The sequence below is a fragment of the Caballeronia sp. AZ1_KS37 genome, assembly GCF_023631165.1.
Lineage (GTDB): Bacteria > Pseudomonadota > Gammaproteobacteria > Burkholderiales > Burkholderiaceae > Caballeronia > Caballeronia zhejiangensis.
The window spans coordinates 264,241-281,247 of record NZ_JALQDP010000034.1; the positions used below are offsets into that span (position 1 = coordinate 264,241).

Below are 17,007 nucleotides of genomic sequence, written 5' to 3' on the forward strand. Positions count from 1 at the left end.
AGGCTCGTCGGCCGTTTCGGGCGACGCGCATCATTCATCGATGACCCAGGCGGCGCGATACGTCGATGTCGGCGGCGCTCCGCGATTCGCGTCGTGTTCAGCGCAACTGCGCGGCACTGCCCGTTGCGGCTTCGAACATGTGATGCCTCAGAAGCGCCATGGTATCCGCCTGTTGGCTGCTGAACTCGGCGCCTATCAGGACGCCGCCGTCGACGCGCCTGACATTGCGCGCGATGCAGTTGAACACGACCGCGTGAGACTTACCTCCGGCGCGCAGGCGCAGTCCTAACCGGAAGTGCTCGGCGACGTTGACGAGGGCGTCGGAGGCACGGAAGGCGACTCCGCCCAGACTCACGTTCGTGACCGAAATGTCGAACCCGGCGGCGATACAGTCGTTTCTAATGAGCCGTCCCGGCATCTCCGTCGAAACGCGCACATGGTTGCGCACGACCTGAGTCTTCACGGACTCGGGCCATGCGAGATAGATGACGCGTACCGGCGTCTCGCTTCGTCCGATCACGGTGCTGCGAAACTGATGGATGTGACGCCCTCTGAGCGCACTGCAAGCGACCTCGGCGCCGGTTTCGAACAACTCGTGTCCGTCCGTAGCGGTCACGAGCAGCGCGCGGCCGGTAATGGAACCAACGAAGTCGGTCTGACAACGCAGCGTTCCGCTTCCGTCGACCGTCACCTGGATGCTGTCCAGCGTCTTCGGCAGCATTCCAGTGTTCGCTATGGGCTCGTCGAGGATGGCCTCGCCCGATTCCTCTTCATGTCTGGCAGTCGAGATAAGTATTCCGGCTGGCCGGGGTGCGCTTTCGCTCGCCGCACTCGTCACCGCATCCTCGCTGCGCAAGCCCCCGGCCGCCAGAATCCGGTCGCGCTGGCTCTCCGACTGAACCCGATATCCGCGCGCCAGAAGGAGCTTGCCGGCTGCGGAATACACGGCGAACGGAAGCGGCGTACCAATTTGCAGTTCGCGGGCGGTGATCTTGACGAGGGCCATGTCCGTTGCCCCGAAGACATCGCGGACCACCGCGGCGCTGGGACGCATCAGTTTTGGAAGCGCTAACTTAACGCTCGGCGCACCGGCCTGACGTGCGCCGTCGCACAATTGTCTGCAGAAAGCGGCTTCGCGGCGGTTTCTGCCATGCGAGGATCGCCGGCCTGCCAATCATGCGAAGACTGTCTCCAGCGTGATCGGCAAATCCCGTACGCGTTTGCCCGTCGCATGCCAGATCGCGTTGGCGACCGCCGCCGCGACGCCGACCACGCCGATCTCCCCCACGCCCTTCGCGCCGAGCGGATTCACGATGTCGTCATGCTCGTCGACGAAGAGCACATCTATGTCGTGGATGTCCGCGTTCACCGGTACGTGGTATTCGGACAGGTTGTGGTTCATCTGCCGGCCGAGCTCGTGGTCGAACTGCCCGTGCTCGTGCAACGCCATGCTGATGCCCCAAACCACGCCGCCCGATATCTGACTCGCCGCCGTCTTCGGATTGACGATGCGTCCTGCCGCCACCGCGCTGACCACGCGCGTCACGCGCACCGTGCCGAGCGCGGCATCGACGCGCGCTTCGACGAATACCGCCGAGTGCGTGGCAATGGAATACGACTGCTGCCTGTCGTGCGGCGTGACCGTTACCTGCGCGTCGATCGTGTCGAGGCCGGCGCGCGTCATCAGCTCCCGCAGCGACACGCGTTGCGCCTTGCCCTCGCCGCAAACGACGTATTCGCCATCGAGTTGCATCGTGTCGGGCTGCGCGCGAGCGAACGCTTCGCCGCCGTGTTCGGCCGCGAGCGCCGTCAGCTTCCCGCGCAAACGCGTACAGGCCGCGTGCACCGCGCTGCCGACCGATGACACTGTCCACGATCCGCCTTCGAGCGGCGCCTTCGGCAGACGGCTGTCGCCCAGACGAAAATCGACGTGCTCGAGCGGCACGCCGAGCGCATCGGCGGCGAGTTGCGTCATCACCGTGTAGGTGCCGGTGCCGATGTCCGCCGTGGCGCTCGCCACGACGACACGTCCGTCCGCCCCGATTTGCGCGAGCGCGGAAGCCTCGTTCTGCATCGCGTCCCAGATGCCCGTCGCCATGCCCCAGCCGACGAGCTCGTTACCCTCGCGCATCGAACGCGGCGCGAGCGGGCGCCTGTCCCAGCCGAAGCGCGCGGCGCCTTCTTCGAAGCACTGACGCAGCGCCTTGCTGGAGAACGGCAGGTTCTTGTTCCCGTCGCGCTCCGCGTAGTTGATGAGGCGCAACTTCAGCGGGTCCATGTCGAGCGCCTCGGCGAGCTCGTCCATCGCCATTTCGAGCGGAAAGAGCCCCTGCGCTGCGCCCGGCGCGCGCATGTCGGCGGGCGTCGGCACGTCGAGCTTGCTCACCTTGTAGTCCATCCGCACGTTGTCGCAGGCGTAGAGCTGTCCGGCCCAGTTCACCATGACATCGCAATAGTCCTCGTATTGCGAGGTTTCCGACACCGCCTCGTGGATGACCGCCTGCAGTTTGCCGTCGCGATTCGCGGCGAGCGCGACGCGTTGCAGGCTCATCGGCCGATGCGCGAAGGTGAACATCTGCTGCCGCGTCAGCACGAGGCGCACGGGCCGCTTCAGATCGCGCGCGGCCATGACGGCAAGCGGCAGATGATATTGCGGACGCAGCGCCGAGCCGAACGCGCCGCCGACGAACGGCGAGACGACTTCGAGCGCGTCGTCGTCGAAGCCGAAGAGCTTCGTCAGATACTGCTTCGTGTTGAGCACGCCCTGCGTCTTCTCGTACACGACGAACTTGCCGGAGGCTTCGGGAATCACCGTGCAGCCGTGCAATTCGATCGGGTTGTGATACTCGGCCGGCGTCGAATAGCGGCTGTCGATTTTCACGGCGGCTGCGGCAAGCGCGCCGTCGGCATCGCCGCGAGGCGGCGGCGGAGGCTCGAAGCCGCCCTTTTCGGTCGATGGCGGATAGCTCTCGGCTTCCACCTCGCGCAGATCCGTGCAGTGGCTGCTTCGCTCGTAGGTGACTTCGATCAGCGAAGCGGCATGACGCGCCAGTTCATGGCTTTCCGCGACGACGAGCGCGACCGGCTGGCCGCTGTACCAGATGCGGTCGTCCCAGAGCGGCCGAAACGGCATGCCGCCCGGCGCGGACTGGTCCTGCCACGCCGCGTCGCGCAGCGGCAGTTCGGGCCGGTTCTCGTGCGTGAGCACCATCAGCACGCCCGGCAATTCCAGCGCGCGCCGCGACTCGATCGACACGATGCGCCCGCTCGCGATTCGGCTCGGGAGCACGAAGCCGTAGGTCATTGCATCGGAAAAAAATTCGGCTGCGTAGCGGGCCTCGCCCGTCACCTTCTTCCTGCCGTCGACCCGGCTGACGGGCTTGCCGCTGACATGCGCGCCCCGTTCGGCGATGCGTTCCAGTTCGTTCGGAAAGTTCATGATGCGTCGTCCTCTCTGGCGGCGAGGCTGATCCCCGATGCCTGCTCGAAAGCGCGCTCGATGGCGCGCGCGGTCAGTTCGATCTTGAATGCGTTGCCGGGCAGGCCGCGCGCGTCGCGCATCATCGCGCTCGCGAAATCGCGCACCGTCGTAGCGTCGAGCGTCTTGCCCCGCAACGCGGCTTCGGCATCGCGATTGCGCCACGGCTTGTGCGCCACGCCGCCGAGCGCGCAGCGGACCGCTTCGATGCGCGTGCCGTCGAGCTTGAGCGCGAGCGCGACCGACACCAGCGCGAACGCGAACGACGCGCGGTCGCGTACCTTGACGTAGGCGTAGCGATCGGCGAAGCCCTCGGCGGGCAACGTGACAGCGACGATGATCTCGTCGTCGCGCAGGTTCGTATCGATATGCGGCGTATCGCCGGGAAGCCGGTGAAACGCGTCGAACGGCACGACGCGCTCGCCTTCGCCGTCTGTCACGCGCACGGAGGCGTCGAGCGCGGCGAGCGCCACGCACATATCGGACGGATGAACGGCGATGCAATGCTCGCTCGCGCCGAGAATGGCATGAATGCGGTTGACGCCATTCATCGCGCCGCAGCCGCTGCCGGGCCGGCGCTTGTTGCATGGCGTGGCGGTGTCGTAGAAATAGTGACAACGCGTGCGCTGCAGGAGATTGCCGCCGACCGTCGCGACATTGCGAATCTGCGCCGAAGCGCCGGACAGAATCGCCTTCGACAGCAGCGGGTAGCGCGACTGGATGCGTTCGTCGTAGGCCACGGCGCTGTTCGTGGCGAGCGCGCCGATTTCGATGCCACCGTCCGCGCTTGGCTGAATCGCCGCTATCGGCAGGCGGCGGATATCGACGAGCCGCTCGGGACGCGCGACGCCTTCCTTGATGAGATCGACGAGATTGGTGCCGCCCGCGAGAAACGGCGCCGACGGTGCGCGGTGCGCTTCGAGCGCCGCGGATACATCGTTCGCGCGCGTGTAGGAGAACCGGTTCATGAGTGCGTCTCCCCGTTCTCGACGGCGGTCTCATCGACGCCGTTCGCGCTCGATACTTGCAGAATCGCCTGCACGATGTTCGGATACGCGCCGCATCGACAGACGTTTCCGCTCATCGCCTCGCGCACTTCCGCGGCGTCGTGTGCATGTCCTTCCGCGAGCATGCCGACCGCCGAGCAGATCTGGCCCGGCGTACAGTAGCCGCACTGGAACGCGTCACAGTCGATGAACGCCTGCTGCATCGGATGCAGCGTGTCGCCGCTCGCGAGCCCTTCGATTGTCGTGATTTCCGCGCCGTCGTATGAAACGGCGATCGCGAGACACGTATTGATGCGCTGGCCATCGACGAGCGCGGTGCAAGCGCCACACTGCCCGTGGTCGCAGCCCTTTTTCGTGCCGGTGAGCTGGCACCGCTCGCGCAGAAGATCGAGCAGCGTCGTCCACGGCTCGATGTCGAAGGTCTGCGTCCCGCCGTTGATCGAGAGCGTACAGGCGACGCGCTGCGCATGCGGCGCGCCCACGTCCAGGGCCGTCGCAGTCGGTGTGGTGTTCATGGAATCTCCTTTCTGGAATGCTGATTGCCAGCATGCCGCGTGCCGCGGAGCCAAACGCCGTCACGGCGTGGCCGGACAGTGCAAGACCCCGTATCGAGATTCTTGCGAAAGGCGACCGCGTACTTCGTGAAAGGATTGCGGTGAATACGCCGAGCCGATGAGCACCGTTCGACGGCTAGACGATCCCATCGAGCAGTTCGTCGTGCAGCTCGCGCAGGACCTCCACGAACGCGGATGCAAGCCGCTCACGCGGCCGATGCGGCGGAAACAGCAGATACGTCGGAAAGCGCGTGACCGGCTGAAACGGCCGGATGACGATGTCCGGTCCGACGAAGTCTCGCGCCACGATCGGATGCGCGAGCGTCACGCCCATGCCGTGCCGAACCATCTCGCAGCACATGGCCGTGTATTGCGCCTCGATGGCCAGCACGCGCTGCACTCCCGCGCGCTGAAAGACTTCATCCATCACGGCGCGCGTGCCATCGCCGTGACAGAGCGAGATGAACGATTCGCCTTCGAGATCCTTCGGCCGAATGTTGCGCTTCGCCGCGAGCCGATGATTCGCCGGCATCACACACACGGCGGCCACGTTCGATAACTGCTCGACCTCGCAATCGGACGCTTCGCTCACATACACCGCGACCCCGAGATCGCAAAAGCGCGATGCCGTCCAGTGATTCACCGTCCCCGACGTATTGACATGCAGCGAGACCGTCACGTCGGGAAACAGCGCATGAAATCGCTTGATCGCATGGGGCACGAGCTTCATGCCGGCCGATGGCATCGCCGCGATGCGCAACCGCCCGCTGCCGAGATTGCGGATCTGCGCCGCCGCATTCGCGAGACCCTGCAAGCCGACGAACGCGCGCTCCACTTCACGAAAGAACGCGGTGCCTTCGCTGGTCGGAATCAGACGCACGCCGCTGCGCTGGAAAAGCTGCAAACCGGTGTCGCGTTCGAGTTGCGAAATGAGCCGGCTGACGTTCGGCTGCGATGTGAAGAGCGCCTTGGCCGCGGCCGTCATCGACCCGGAAACCATGACCGCGCGAAACGCCTCGATGTGCTTCAGGTTCATGCGCGCTTTCCCTTAAGTAGTCACCATGACACGATGAAATGTATATCAACCATGTATAGGTAGGTATTTTATTTGTATTGGACGATATGAATTGACAGCGCGACACTCGATCCGTCGATGGGCCAGATGTCTTCCAAATCCCACCCGCCCACGCCCCCGCAATGGAGATCCTCGTCATGAAAAAAGCGTTGCATCGCCGTCCGTCCGCCCTTCCCGCACGTCGCGTCATCGCCGCTCTCGCGTTCTCGGCGGCCGTTGCCGCGCCGATGCTCGCGCAGGCCGACACGACGCTGTACGTCGCCAATGTCGGCGGTTCGAACGAACAGTTGTATCGGCAGAAAATCATTCCGGCGTTCGAGAAGGCGCACAACGTGAAGGTCGTCTATGTGGCGGGCAATTCGAGCGACACGCTCGCGAAGTTGCAGGCGCAAAAGGGCCATCAGCAGATCAATGTCGCGGTGATGGACGACGGCCCGATGTATCAGGCCATGCAGATGAACCTGTGCGCGAAGCTCGACGACGCGCCCATCATGAACGACGTGTATCCGCTCGCGAAACTCGGCCCGACGGCGATCGGCGTCGGCATGGTGGCGACGGGCATCGGCTATAACGAGGAAGCGTTCAAGAAGGCCGGCCTGCCGCCGCCGGACTCGTGGAAAGTGCTCACCGATGCGCGCATCAAGGGCAAGCTCGGCGTTCCGCCGATCACCAACACTTACGGCCTGCATACCCTCGTGATGCTCGCGCGTCTCTCGGGCGGCGGCGAGAAGAACATCGACCCCGGCTTCACGGCGATGACCAAGCAAGTCGCGCCCAACGTGCTCTCGTGGGCCCCGACGCCCGGCGAAATGGATGGCCAGATGCAATCCGGCGACGTGATTCTCGCGCCCTACGGCAGCGGTCGCGCGGTCGCGTTGCAGAACACCGGGTTTCCGCTCAAGTTCGTCTATCCGAAGGAAGGCGCGGTCGCGCTGCAAGTGGCGGCGTGCGTGCTCGCGGAAAACGCGCAGCCCAAGCTGTCGCAGGAATTCGTTCAATACTTGCTGACGCCCGAAGTGCAACTGCTGCAAGCGCAGAACATCGGTCTCGGGCCGGTCAACAAGACCGTGAAGCTCGCGCCGGAAGTCGCCGCGCGCGTGCCTTACGGTCCCGAGCAGGTGTCGAAGCTCACCGCCGTCGACTGGGCGACGATCAACCAGCATCGCACGGAATGGACGGAACGCTGGAACCGTTCGGTCGAGCGCTAAAGCCGCGCATCCGCATCTGTCGAAGGAGTCACGCGCATGGCATTCCTGACGCTTCAGGGCATCTCCAAACGCTACGGCGATTTCACGGCGATCGAACATGTCGATCTGTCCGTCGAACGCGGCGAATTTCTCTCGCTGCTCGGTCCGTCCGGCTGCGGCAAGACCACGACACTGCAGATGGTCGCGGGCTTCGTCACGCCGACGAGCGGCCGCATCCTGCTCGATGGCCGCGACATCACCAACGAGCGCCCGGAGAAGCGCGGCATCGGCGTGGTGTTTCAAAGCTACGCGCTGTTTCCTCACATGACGGTGGCGGGCAACGTCGGCTTCGGGCTGGAGATGCGCAAGGTGAAGCGCCGCGAGCGCGAAGAGCGCATCGAGGAGGCGCTCGCTCTGGTGCGGCTCAAGGGCCTCGGGCATCGCTATCCGAAGGAACTGTCGGGCGGGCAGCGGCAGCGCGTGGCGATTGCGCGCGCCATCGCCATGCAGCCGGAACTGTTGCTGCTCGACGAACCGATGTCCAATCTGGACGCGAAGCTGCGCGAGGAAATGCACATCGAATTGCGCGCGATCCAGAAGCGTCTCGGCATCACGACGATCCTCGTCACGCACGATCAGGTCGAAGCGATGACCATGAGCGACCGCATCGCGGTGATGCATGGCGGCAAGATCGCGCAACTCTCCACGCCCTACGATGCGTACGAGCGTCCGGCGACGCCCTTCGCTTCGACCTTTCTCGGCCGCACGAATGCGTTCGCGGGCGAAGTGCTGCAGCGCAATCCGCGTTGCGCGGTCGTGAACGTCGCCGGGACGGAACTGCATGTGCCGCACGAAGGCCGTCACGTCGATGGCGCGGTGAATGTCTATATTCGCCCGGAGAAAGTGCATCTCGCCAACGGCGACGCGCGCATCAGAGGACGTATCGCGACGCGTGTGTTCATCGGCAATCAATGGCTGCTCGAAGTGGAGACGGCGCTCGGCAAGTTGCGCATCGCGCAGCCGAACCACGGCGCGCCGCCGCCGCAAGAAGGCGACGAAGTGGGTCTCGACTGGACCGACGACGACCTGCGCGTGCTCACGCAAGACGGCAAGGAGACGCTGCATGGCCACGCTTGACGACGCTCGCCCCGGCGCTGCGCCGTGGCTCTTGTCCGGCCCCGCGCTGCTGCTGTTCACCGGCCTGCTGCTGGTGCCCTTGATCCTCACGCTCGTCCTCTCCTTCCGCGTTTTCAGCGATACGGCCGGCATCACCAGCGCGTTCACGCTGTCGAACTATTGGGAAGTCGTGAGCGACCCGTACTACGGCACGATCTTTCTGCGCACGGCGGGCCTCGCAACGGGCGTGACGCTCCTGTCGATCGTGCTCGGCGTGCCGGAGACGATCATCCTCGCGCGCATGAAGAAGCCGTGGCAATCGCTGTGTCTGCTGATCGTGCTCGGGCCGCTGCTGATCTCGGTCGTCGTGCGCACGCTCGGCTGGCAGATTCTGCTCGGCAACAACGGCGTGCTCAATAACGTGCTGCAAGCCCTGCATATCACCGAGGAACCCATCCGCCTCGTCTTCACGATGACCGGCATGATCATCGCGCTGACGCACGTGCTGGTGCCGTTCATGGTGATGTCCGTCTGGGCCAACATGCAGAAGCTCGACCCGCAAGTGGAATGGGCGGGCCGCTCGCTCGGCGGATCGCCGCTCAAGGTGTTTCGCCGCGTGGTGCTGCCGCAGATCATGCCGGGCGTGCTGTCGGGATCGATCATCGTCTTCGCGCTGTCGGCGTCGGCGTTCGCCACGCCCGCGCTCATTGGCGGACGGCGGCTCAAGGTGGTCGCGACCGCCGCCTACGACGAGTTTCTCGGCACGCTGAACTGGCCGCTCGGCGCGAGCATCGCCGTGTTGCTGCTGATCGCGAACGTGGCCATCGTGATGGGATGCAGCCGTCTCGCCGAGCGCCGCTTCAAGCACATTTTCGACTGACCGCGAGGACACGCACATGAAGCAGAACGGCCCGCTCGCGCTCGTATTCAACGCGCTTTTCCTGACTTTCATTCTCGCGCCGCTCGTCGTGGTGATGCTCGTCTCGTTCACCGACAAGGGCTTCATTTCGATGCCCTTCGACGGCGCATCGTTGCGCTGGTTCCACGCGATCATCGAGAACGGCGACATCGTGTCGGCGTTCTGGCTGTCGATCAAGCTCGCGTTCGCGGCGGCGACCATCGGCGTACTGCTCGCCGTGCCGGCCGCGCTGGCGATCGCGCGTTACCGCTTTCCCGGCCGCGCCGCGCTCACGAGCTTCTTCCTCTCGCCGATGATGATTCCCGCCGTCGTGCTCGGCATCGCGTTCCTGCGCTTCCTGTCGATGCTGAATCTGTCGGGATCGTTCTGGTCGCTCGTGTGCGCGCATGTGGTGATCGTGCTGCCGTATGCGCTGCGGCTCGCGCTCTCGTCGGCGGTCGGCCTGGACCGCGATGCCGAACGCGCGGCGCTGTCCTGTGGCGCGAGCCGCTTCACCGCGTTTCGCCGCGTCGTGTTGCCGATGATCCGCACCGGCGTCGCGGGCGGCTGGGTGCTGTCCTTCATCCAGAGCTTCGACGAACTGACGATGACGATTTTCGTCGCCACGCCCGGCACCACGACGCTGCCGGTCGCCATGTACAACCAGATCGCGCAGACGATCGATCCGCTGGTCGCGAGCGTCTCGGCGGTGCTGATCGTCGGCACGGTGCTCCTGATGATTCTGCTCGACCGCATGGTCGGACTCGACCGTATTCTGATCGGAGAAGCCCGATGACTTCTGCTAGTCCCGACGTACTCGTTCTCGGCGGCGGCCTCGTCGGATCCGCCGTCGCCTATGGTCTTGCCCGCGAAGGCGCGCGCGTGACCGTGCTCGATGAAGACGACGGCGGCTTGCGTGCCTCGCGCGGCAACTTCGGCCTCGTGTGGATTCAGGGCAAGGGCTACGGCCTGTCGCCGTATGCGCGCTGGTCGCGTTCGTCGGCGGTGCGCTGGCCTGCGCTCGCGGAGTCGCTTCACGCCGAATCGGGCGTCGATGTGGCGCTGCGCCAGCCCGGCGGCTTCCACTTCTGCTTCAACGACGCCGAACTCGCCGACCGCGAAAAGCGCCTTTCGACGCTGCAAGCCGAACTCGGCGATTACCCGTATCAGATCCTCACCGGCGCCGAAGTGCGCGAGCGCATTCCGCAAGTCGGGCCGAAGGTGATCGGCGCGAGCTATACGCCGATGGACGGCCATGTGAATCCGCTGAAACTGCTGCGCGGCCTTCATACGTCGATGCAGACGCGCGGCGTGCGCCTCGTTTCCGGCGAGCGCGCCGAGCGCATCGTGCCCGAAGCGAACGGCTTCGTCGTGCAGGGCAAGCGCGGCACGTATCGCGCGGGACGCGTGGTGCTGGCGGCGGGTCTCGGCAATCGCACGCTCGCGCCGTTCGTCGGGCTGAATGCGCCGGTCGCGCCCAATCGCGGACAAGTGCTGGTAAGCGAGCGCGTCGCGCCGTTCCTGCACTATCCGACGCTCAACGTGCGTCAGACCGACGAAGGCAGCCTGCAATTCGGCGATTCGATGGAAGAAGTGGGCTTCGACGATTTCACGACCACGCCCGTCCTCGCCGATATCGCCCGGCGTGCGGTGCGCGCCTTCCCGCTGCTGGAGCATGTGCGCCTCGTCCGCATGTGGGCCGCGTTGCGCGTCTACAGCCCCGACGGCTTTCCCGTCTATGACCAGTCGGAGCGGCATCCCGGCGCGTTCGTCGTGACCTGCCACAGCGGCGTGACGCTCGCCGCCGCGCACGCGATGCGCATCGCTCCGTGGATTCTCGGCGCACCGGTTCCCGACGAACTGCCCACCTTCTCCGCGCGCCGCTTCGAGCACGCCAAAGAACTCATCTCCGCACATTGAGCACGCACGACATGACTTCATCGACACCTACGCTTTTCAAGCCGCTGCCGGGCGCGGACGGCGCGAGCATCGACATCTTCTTCAACGACCGGGCGCTGACCGTGCAAGGCGGACGCTCCGTCGCGGCGGCTTTGCTCGCGGCGGGCGTGTCGCGGTTTCGCGCGACGCCGGTTTCGGGCGCACCGCGCGCGCCTTACTGCATGATGGGTGCGTGCTTCGAATGCCTCGTCGAGATCGACGGCGTGCCGAGCCGCCAGAGCTGCATGGTCGAAGTGAAAGCCGGCATGCGCATCCGGTCGCAGGAAGGCGCGCGCGATCTGCCCCCTTCGATCGGCACCGATACCGCTGACGCATCGCTGGAGAACGCACATGGCCGCTGAACTCGTTTCGTCGCATGCCGAAGCTGTCGATGTCGTCGTGATCGGCGCCGGTCCCGCGGGCATGAGCGCCGCGACGCGTGCCGCGCGCGCGGGCCTCAAGACCGTGTTGATCGACGAACAGGACGCCGCCGGCGGACAGATCTATCGCGGCATCGGCCGGGCGGACGCGCGCCGCAAGGAGATTCTCGGTCCCGATTACGCGGCGGGCGGCGCGATCGCCCAGGCGTTCGCGGCATCGGGCGCGCGGCATCTGACGGGCGCGACCGTGTGGCAGGTCACGCGCGAGCGCGGCATCAACTATCTGAAGGACGGCAGGATCGGCAGCTTCGACGCCCAGCGCGTGATTCTCGCGAGCGGCGCGATGGAGCGGCCTTTCCCGATTCCCGGCTGGACGCTGCCCGGCGTGCTGACGGCGGGCGCCGCGCAAATCCTGCTCAAGAGCGCGGGCGAAGTGCCTGCCGCGCCGCCGATTCTCGCGGGATGCGGACCGCTTCTGTATCTGCTCGGCTGGCAGTACATCCGCGCGGGCGTGCCGATTCGCGCGCTCGTCGACACGACGCGCCACGAAGACCGCTGGCGCGCGAAGCGTCACATGCTGTCGGCCTTGCGCGCGTGGCCGTATCTCAGCAAAGGACTGCAGCTGATGCGCACGCTGCGCGAAGCGGGCGTGCCGATGTTCGAGGCCGCCGACGACCTGCGCGTCGAATCGCGCACCGGCGCCGACGGCGTGGAGCATGCGAGCGCGCTCGGCTTCACGACGCAGGGCGCGGCGCACCGCATCGAAGCGGACGTGATTCTGCTGCATCAGGGCGTCGTGCCGAATACGCAGTTCACGCAGGCGTTGCGCGCGACGCATCGCTGGGATAACGCGCAACTCTGCTTCACGCCGAAGACCGACGCATGGGGCGAGCTCGACGTGCCCGGCATCTTCGTCGCGGGTGACGGCGCGGGGATCGGCGGCGCGCAGGCGGCGGCCTTGCAGGGCGCGCTCGCGGGCGTCGCGGTGGCGGCGCAACTCGGCGCGATCGATACCCGCAAGCGCGATCTCGAAGCGATGGCGCTCAGGCGCGATCTCGCGGGCGCCCTGCGCATCCGTCCGTTCCTCGATTCGCTGTATCGTCCGCGCGATGTGAACCGCATTCCGAAGAACGAAACCATCGTCTGCCGATGCGAGGAAGTCACCGCGGGCGAGCTGCGCAAGTTCGTCGAGCTGGGCTGCGTCGGGCCGAACCAGGCGAAGTCGTTCGGGCGCTGCGGCATGGGACCGTGCCAAGGCCGCATGTGCGGGCTGACGGTGACGGAAGTCATCGCGGATGCGCGGCGCGTGTCGCCTGCCGAGGTCGGCTATTACCGCATTCGCCCGCCGATCAAACCGCTCACGCTCGGAGAACTCGCCGGTGAATGAAATCAGCGAAGCCGATGTGATCGTCGTCGGCGGCGGTCTGCACGGCACCAGCAGCGCGTTGCATCTGGCGAAGCGCGGCGTGAAAGTCATCGTGCTCGAAGCGGATTACGTGGCGCGTCATTCGTCGGGCGTCAACGCGGGCGGCGTGCGCACGCTCGGGCGTCCGCTGCCCGAAATTCCGCTCGCGCTGATGTCGCGCGAAATATGGCACGGCATGACCGATCTGCTGGGCGAGGATGGCGGCTTCGTGCCGTCGGGGCAACTGAAGATCGCGGAAACGGAAGCCGAGCTCGAAACCTGCCGCGAACGCGTCGCGCTTTTGGCGTCGCATGGCTTCACGCACGAGAAGATCATCGATCGCGAAACCGTGCTCGAACTGGAACCGGCGCTCGCGAGGCACGTGACCGGCGGCATCTGGGTCGAGCGCGATGGCTACGCGTTGCCGTACCGCACGACGACTGCCTTCAGGCTCGCGGCGCAACGTCTGGGCGTGCGCTTTCTGGAAGGCACGCCGGTGAGACGCATCGAACAGCGCGGCGAGCGATGGTTCGCGCAGACGCCGCGCGGCACGTTCGGCGCGCAGAAGATGCTCATCGCGTCGGGCGCGTGGTCCGGCGAGTTGTCGAAGCAGGCGGGCGAGCCGGTGCCCGTGCATCCCGAAGGCCTGATGCTGATGGTCACGCACCGGGTCGCGCCCTTCTGCCGCGCGACGCTCGGCGCGACGGGCCGTCCGCTGTCCTTCAAGCAATTCGACAACGGCACGGTCGTGATCGGCGGCAAGCTGATCGGCATCGCGGAACTGGCGAACCGTCACGGCGAAGTCGATTTCATGCGCCTCGTGAAAAGCGCGCAGACGGTCACGGATCTTTTTCCGCATCTGCGTCATCTCGGCGTGAATCGCGCGTGGGCGGGCGTCGAAGCATTTACCGAAGACGAACTGCCGGTGATTTCGGCAAGCCGCACGGCGTCGAATTTGTACTACTCGTTCGGCTATTGCGGCAGCGGCTTTCAGCTCGGGCCGGGCTGCGGCAAGCTCGTCTCCGAACTCATGCTCGACGGCGAGCCGTCGCTGTCGCTCGATGCATTCGCCATCGACCGTTTCCATGCGCGCGCCACGTCGGCAGCCGCCGATGCGTTGCCGCTCGTCACGCACTGATCCGTATTCCCCAACCCTTTCGTAAGGAGAACAAGTAATGAGCGATATCGTTCGCATCGACACCAATCAGCGCATGAGCCGCGTCGTGAAGGCTGCGGGACTCGTGTTCATCGGCGGGCAGACGTCCGCGGATCAGACGCCCGATATCAAGCTGCAGACGGCAAAGGTGCTCGAAAAGATCGATGGCTTCCTGGACAAGGCGGGCATCGACAAGACCCGTCTCGTGTCGGCGCAAGTGTGGCTGTCGGATATCGCGCGTGATTTCGCGGGCATGAACGAAGTGTGGGATGCGTGGGTTCCCGAAGGCTGCGCGCCGACGCGTGCGACCGTGGAAGCGAAGCTCGCGTCGCCTGCGTTGCTGGTGGAGATCGCCGTCATCGCGATGAGCTGACGGCGGCCGGGGCGGTCTCGTTGCAGGCAACCGGCGACTCGATTCTCCGGTTGGCGACGCGACGCCGCCCCCTGAAAGACGGCGCGCGGTACTATGTTCACGGACCGTCCCGCACACCCCGTCTCATGGAACTGAAGCAGATTCAGTACTTCATCGCGCTTTTCGAGGAAGGCACCGTCACGCGTGCCGCAAAGCGGCTGAACATTGCGCAGCCGGCGCTCAGCATGCAGGTCGCCAAACTCGAGTCCGAGATCCGGCAGAAGCTCTTCGAGCGCGGGCCGCACGGCATGGCGCCCACCGAAGCCGCACGATTGATGTACCGCCTCTACACGCCGATCCTGCGCGATATCGACCACGCAAGGGAGCACCTGAGCCGTCGCGATGTCATCGTGACGGGCCGCGTGTCGCTTGGGATGGTCTCGTCGGAAGCGCAGAGCGTATTGCCCGAATCGCTCGCCCGCTTCGATGCGCTTTTCCCGCAAGTCGAAGTGTCCGTCGCCGATGGCTTCAGCGCGCAACTGATCGACGCCGTCGAATCGGGCCGGCTCGATGCGGCCATCATCAACAAGCCGCGCGGACGCCTGATGCTGGACGTCAAGCCGTTGCTCGTCGAAGAAATGGTGCTGGTGACGAGCGCGCTGCACGGCCCCGAGCTTCCCGGCACGATCGATCTGACCGGGCAGCCGGACATCGAGCTCGTGTTGCCTACGCGGCGCAACGGTCTGCGCGGCGCGCTCGATGCCGCCCTGATGGCGGCCGATGTCGTCATCCAGCCGAAGTTCGAGATCGATCTGCTGAGTACCATCGTGCAGTTCGTCGAGCAGAGCAGCGTCGCGACGATCCTGCCGCGCGTCGTGGTGCAGGCGCAAGCGGACGAAGGCCGCTTGCGCATACGCACGATCTCGGCGCCGCCCATCGTGCGCCACATCATTCAGGTGACGCATCCGAAGCGGCCGATCGGGCCGGCCGCCGAGGCATTGATCGCGATCATCGCCGAGGAGATCGGACGCGTGACGACGCGCGCGCCGGAATGACGCGCGCCGTGAAGGTCACGAAGGACTGCCCGCGTTGCCGTTCTCGAGCTTGCCGAGCGTCTCCGGCACCACGAACGCGCCGACGAGAAAGATCACGCTGATCGCGCCGACGAAAATCGCGAGCGTCGACGGCAACTGGCTCGCATCCTTCGCGACGAGCGAGACGAAGGTCGGCATCATCCCGCCGATCGCGAAGCCGATGTTCCACGAGAGGCCCGTTCCGGTCGCGCGAATCGCGGTCGGAAAGCGCTCGTTCAGGAAGATCAGTATGGGCGCGTAACCGGCGCTGCCGAGCGCGGACAACAACACCGCATAGACGCCGATCATCGTGATGCTTTCTGCCGTCGGCAACAGCAGAAAGAGGCCGGGCAAGGCGACGAGCCGGATGATGCCGATCCAGATGAACGCGCCCTTGCGCCCGATGAACGTGCTGAGATGCCCCGCCAAAACCGATGCGATCACCACCGCCACGCTGCAGATCATCAGGATAGCGGCGGCCGCCCCGTTCGGCGCGTGGCTCACGACCTTGAGGAACGTCGGCAGATAGCCCGACGTGAGGTAGTAGCCGCTGCCGCCGCCGATGGTCAGCAGGAGATTCACGAACAACACGCCGCGGTACTCGCGCGAGAACAGCGTGCGGATCGGCGAGCGCACCACTTCGGCCTTTGCGCGCTCGGTATTCGCCGCGGCCTTCGCGGCTTTTTCGGCGGCGAGCTTCTTCCACAGCGGCGACTCTTCGAGACTGTTGAAGACGAAGAGACCGAGCACCGAACTCACGATCCCGGTGAAGAACATGCAGCGCCAGCCCCACACGTCGAAGGCATCGCCGGGAAAGAGCGCGGACATCGCGAGAAAGGTGAGCGATGCCAGAAGCGCGCCGAGTCCCGCGCCGCCGCCGCCGATCAGCCCCGACACCGCGCCGCGATATTTCGGCGCGACCGATTCGGTGCCGATCGTATGCGTCGACGCCACCACGCCGCCGACGAACACGCCCTGCACGAGACGCAGCAGCAGGAAGAGGATCGGCGCGACGATGCCGGCCTGCGCGACCGTCGGCAGCGCGCCGAAAGCCGCAGTGGACAACCCGACGCCGACGACCGCGAAGATCATGGCGCCCTTGCGGCCGCGACGATCCGCATACGAGCCGAAGAGCGCGGAGCCGAGCGGACGCATCAGCAGCGTCACCGCGAATGAAGCGTAGACCGCCGCGAGCGAGAGCATCGCGTGTTCGGACGGGAAGAACAGACGCCCGACAACCGGCGCCACATACAACAACACGAACAAGTCGAACAGATCGAGGGCCCAGCCGATGCACGACGCCATCACTGCACCCATGATCTGCCGCTGATTTGCCGGAAGCACGGCGGCTCCGTCTTGCGCTGCTACGGACATGTGTATCTCCTTTG

At 65.6% G+C, this 17,007-nt stretch carries 16 protein-coding genes; 10 read left to right on the forward strand and 6 right to left on the reverse strand.

The annotated features are described in order from the left end of the window. Positions 1 to 97: 97 nt before the first annotated feature. From NCS00_RS21815 to NCS00_RS21835, 5 genes are all read right to left on the reverse strand, one after another. A complete protein-coding gene (locus NCS00_RS21815; RefSeq protein ID WP_250440965.1) occupies positions 98 to 1,006 on the reverse strand; it encodes a PilZ domain-containing protein in 909 nt (302 codons plus the stop codon). 168 nt (positions 1,007 to 1,174) lie between these two features. Further along, entirely contained in the window at positions 1,175 to 3,439 is a 2,265-nt protein-coding gene (locus NCS00_RS21820) for a xanthine dehydrogenase family protein molybdopterin-binding subunit (protein ID WP_250440966.1), read from the reverse strand. Continuing rightward, the gene (locus NCS00_RS21825; protein WP_250440967.1) at positions 3,436 to 4,446 is read right to left on the reverse strand and encodes an FAD binding domain-containing protein; all 1,011 of its coding nucleotides are present in this window, start codon (positions 4,444 to 4,446) and stop codon (positions 3,436 to 3,438) included. Before NCS00_RS21825 ends, NCS00_RS21820 begins: the two co-directional genes overlap by 4 nt. Further along, the gene (locus NCS00_RS21830) at positions 4,443 to 5,000 is read right to left on the reverse strand and encodes a (2Fe-2S)-binding protein (protein ID WP_250440968.1); all 558 of its coding nucleotides are present in this window, start codon (positions 4,998 to 5,000) and stop codon (positions 4,443 to 4,445) included. The genes NCS00_RS21825 and NCS00_RS21830 overlap by 4 nt, the downstream gene beginning before the upstream one ends. 175 nt (positions 5,001 to 5,175) lie before the next feature. Continuing rightward, the gene (locus NCS00_RS21835; RefSeq protein WP_250440969.1) at positions 5,176 to 6,075 is read right to left on the reverse strand and encodes a LysR substrate-binding domain-containing protein; all 900 of its coding nucleotides are present in this window, start codon (positions 6,073 to 6,075) and stop codon (positions 5,176 to 5,178) included. A gap of 176 nt (positions 6,076 to 6,251) precedes the next feature. On the opposite strand from NCS00_RS21835, the gene NCS00_RS21840 reads away from it, so the two are divergent. From NCS00_RS21840 to NCS00_RS21885, 10 genes are all read left to right on the forward strand, one after another. Beyond that, positions 6,252 to 7,322 (forward strand): ABC transporter substrate-binding protein, encoded by a 1,071-nt coding sequence (locus NCS00_RS21840; protein ID WP_008348073.1) that lies wholly within the window; start codon positions 6,252 to 6,254, stop codon positions 7,320 to 7,322. Positions 7,323 to 7,358: 36 nt separating this feature from the next. Continuing rightward, positions 7,359 to 8,438 carry an ABC transporter ATP-binding protein gene (locus NCS00_RS21845; protein ID WP_175980874.1) on the forward strand — a complete coding sequence of 360 codons (1,080 nt, stop codon included), beginning with the start codon at positions 7,359 to 7,361 and terminating at the stop codon, positions 8,436 to 8,438. Next, positions 8,425 to 9,297 carry an ABC transporter permease gene (locus NCS00_RS21850; RefSeq protein ID WP_008348076.1) on the forward strand — a complete coding sequence of 291 codons (873 nt, stop codon included), beginning with the start codon at positions 8,425 to 8,427 and terminating at the stop codon, positions 9,295 to 9,297. Before NCS00_RS21845 ends, NCS00_RS21850 begins: the two co-directional genes overlap by 14 nt. A gap of 16 nt (positions 9,298 to 9,313) precedes the next feature. Continuing rightward, on the forward strand, positions 9,314 to 10,111 hold the full coding sequence (locus tag NCS00_RS21855) for an ABC transporter permease (protein WP_250436532.1): 798 nt from the start codon (positions 9,314 to 9,316) through the stop codon (positions 10,109 to 10,111). Continuing rightward, entirely contained in the window at positions 10,108 to 11,235 is a 1,128-nt protein-coding gene (locus tag NCS00_RS21860) for an NAD(P)/FAD-dependent oxidoreductase (protein ID WP_175980880.1), read from the forward strand. The genes NCS00_RS21855 and NCS00_RS21860 overlap by 4 nt, the downstream gene beginning before the upstream one ends. Before the next feature lie 11 nt (positions 11,236 to 11,246). Then, positions 11,247 to 11,615 (forward strand): (2Fe-2S)-binding protein, encoded by a 369-nt coding sequence (locus tag NCS00_RS21865; protein ID WP_033536269.1) that lies wholly within the window; start codon positions 11,247 to 11,249, stop codon positions 11,613 to 11,615. Then, entirely contained in the window at positions 11,605 to 13,020 is a 1,416-nt protein-coding gene (locus tag NCS00_RS21870) for an NAD(P)/FAD-dependent oxidoreductase (protein WP_008348083.1), read from the forward strand. Before NCS00_RS21865 ends, NCS00_RS21870 begins: the two co-directional genes overlap by 11 nt. Next, positions 13,013 to 14,176 (forward strand): NAD(P)/FAD-dependent oxidoreductase, encoded by a 1,164-nt coding sequence (locus NCS00_RS21875; protein ID WP_008348086.1) that lies wholly within the window; start codon positions 13,013 to 13,015, stop codon positions 14,174 to 14,176. The genes NCS00_RS21870 and NCS00_RS21875 overlap by 8 nt, the downstream gene beginning before the upstream one ends. Positions 14,177 to 14,213: 37 nt before the next feature. Beyond that, entirely contained in the window at positions 14,214 to 14,567 is a 354-nt protein-coding gene (locus NCS00_RS21880) for a RidA family protein (RefSeq protein WP_008348087.1), read from the forward strand. Between the two features lie 125 nt (positions 14,568 to 14,692). Beyond that, positions 14,693 to 15,601, forward strand: coding sequence for a LysR family transcriptional regulator (locus NCS00_RS21885; RefSeq protein ID WP_008348089.1), 909 nt, complete (start codon positions 14,693 to 14,695; stop codon positions 15,599 to 15,601). 15 nt (positions 15,602 to 15,616) lie between these two features. On the opposite strand, the gene NCS00_RS21890 is transcribed toward NCS00_RS21885, so the two are convergent. Continuing rightward, on the reverse strand, positions 15,617 to 16,993 hold the full coding sequence (locus NCS00_RS21890; RefSeq protein ID WP_008348091.1) for an MFS transporter: 1,377 nt from the start codon (positions 16,991 to 16,993) through the stop codon (positions 15,617 to 15,619). Positions 16,994 to 17,007 lie beyond the last annotated feature (14 nt).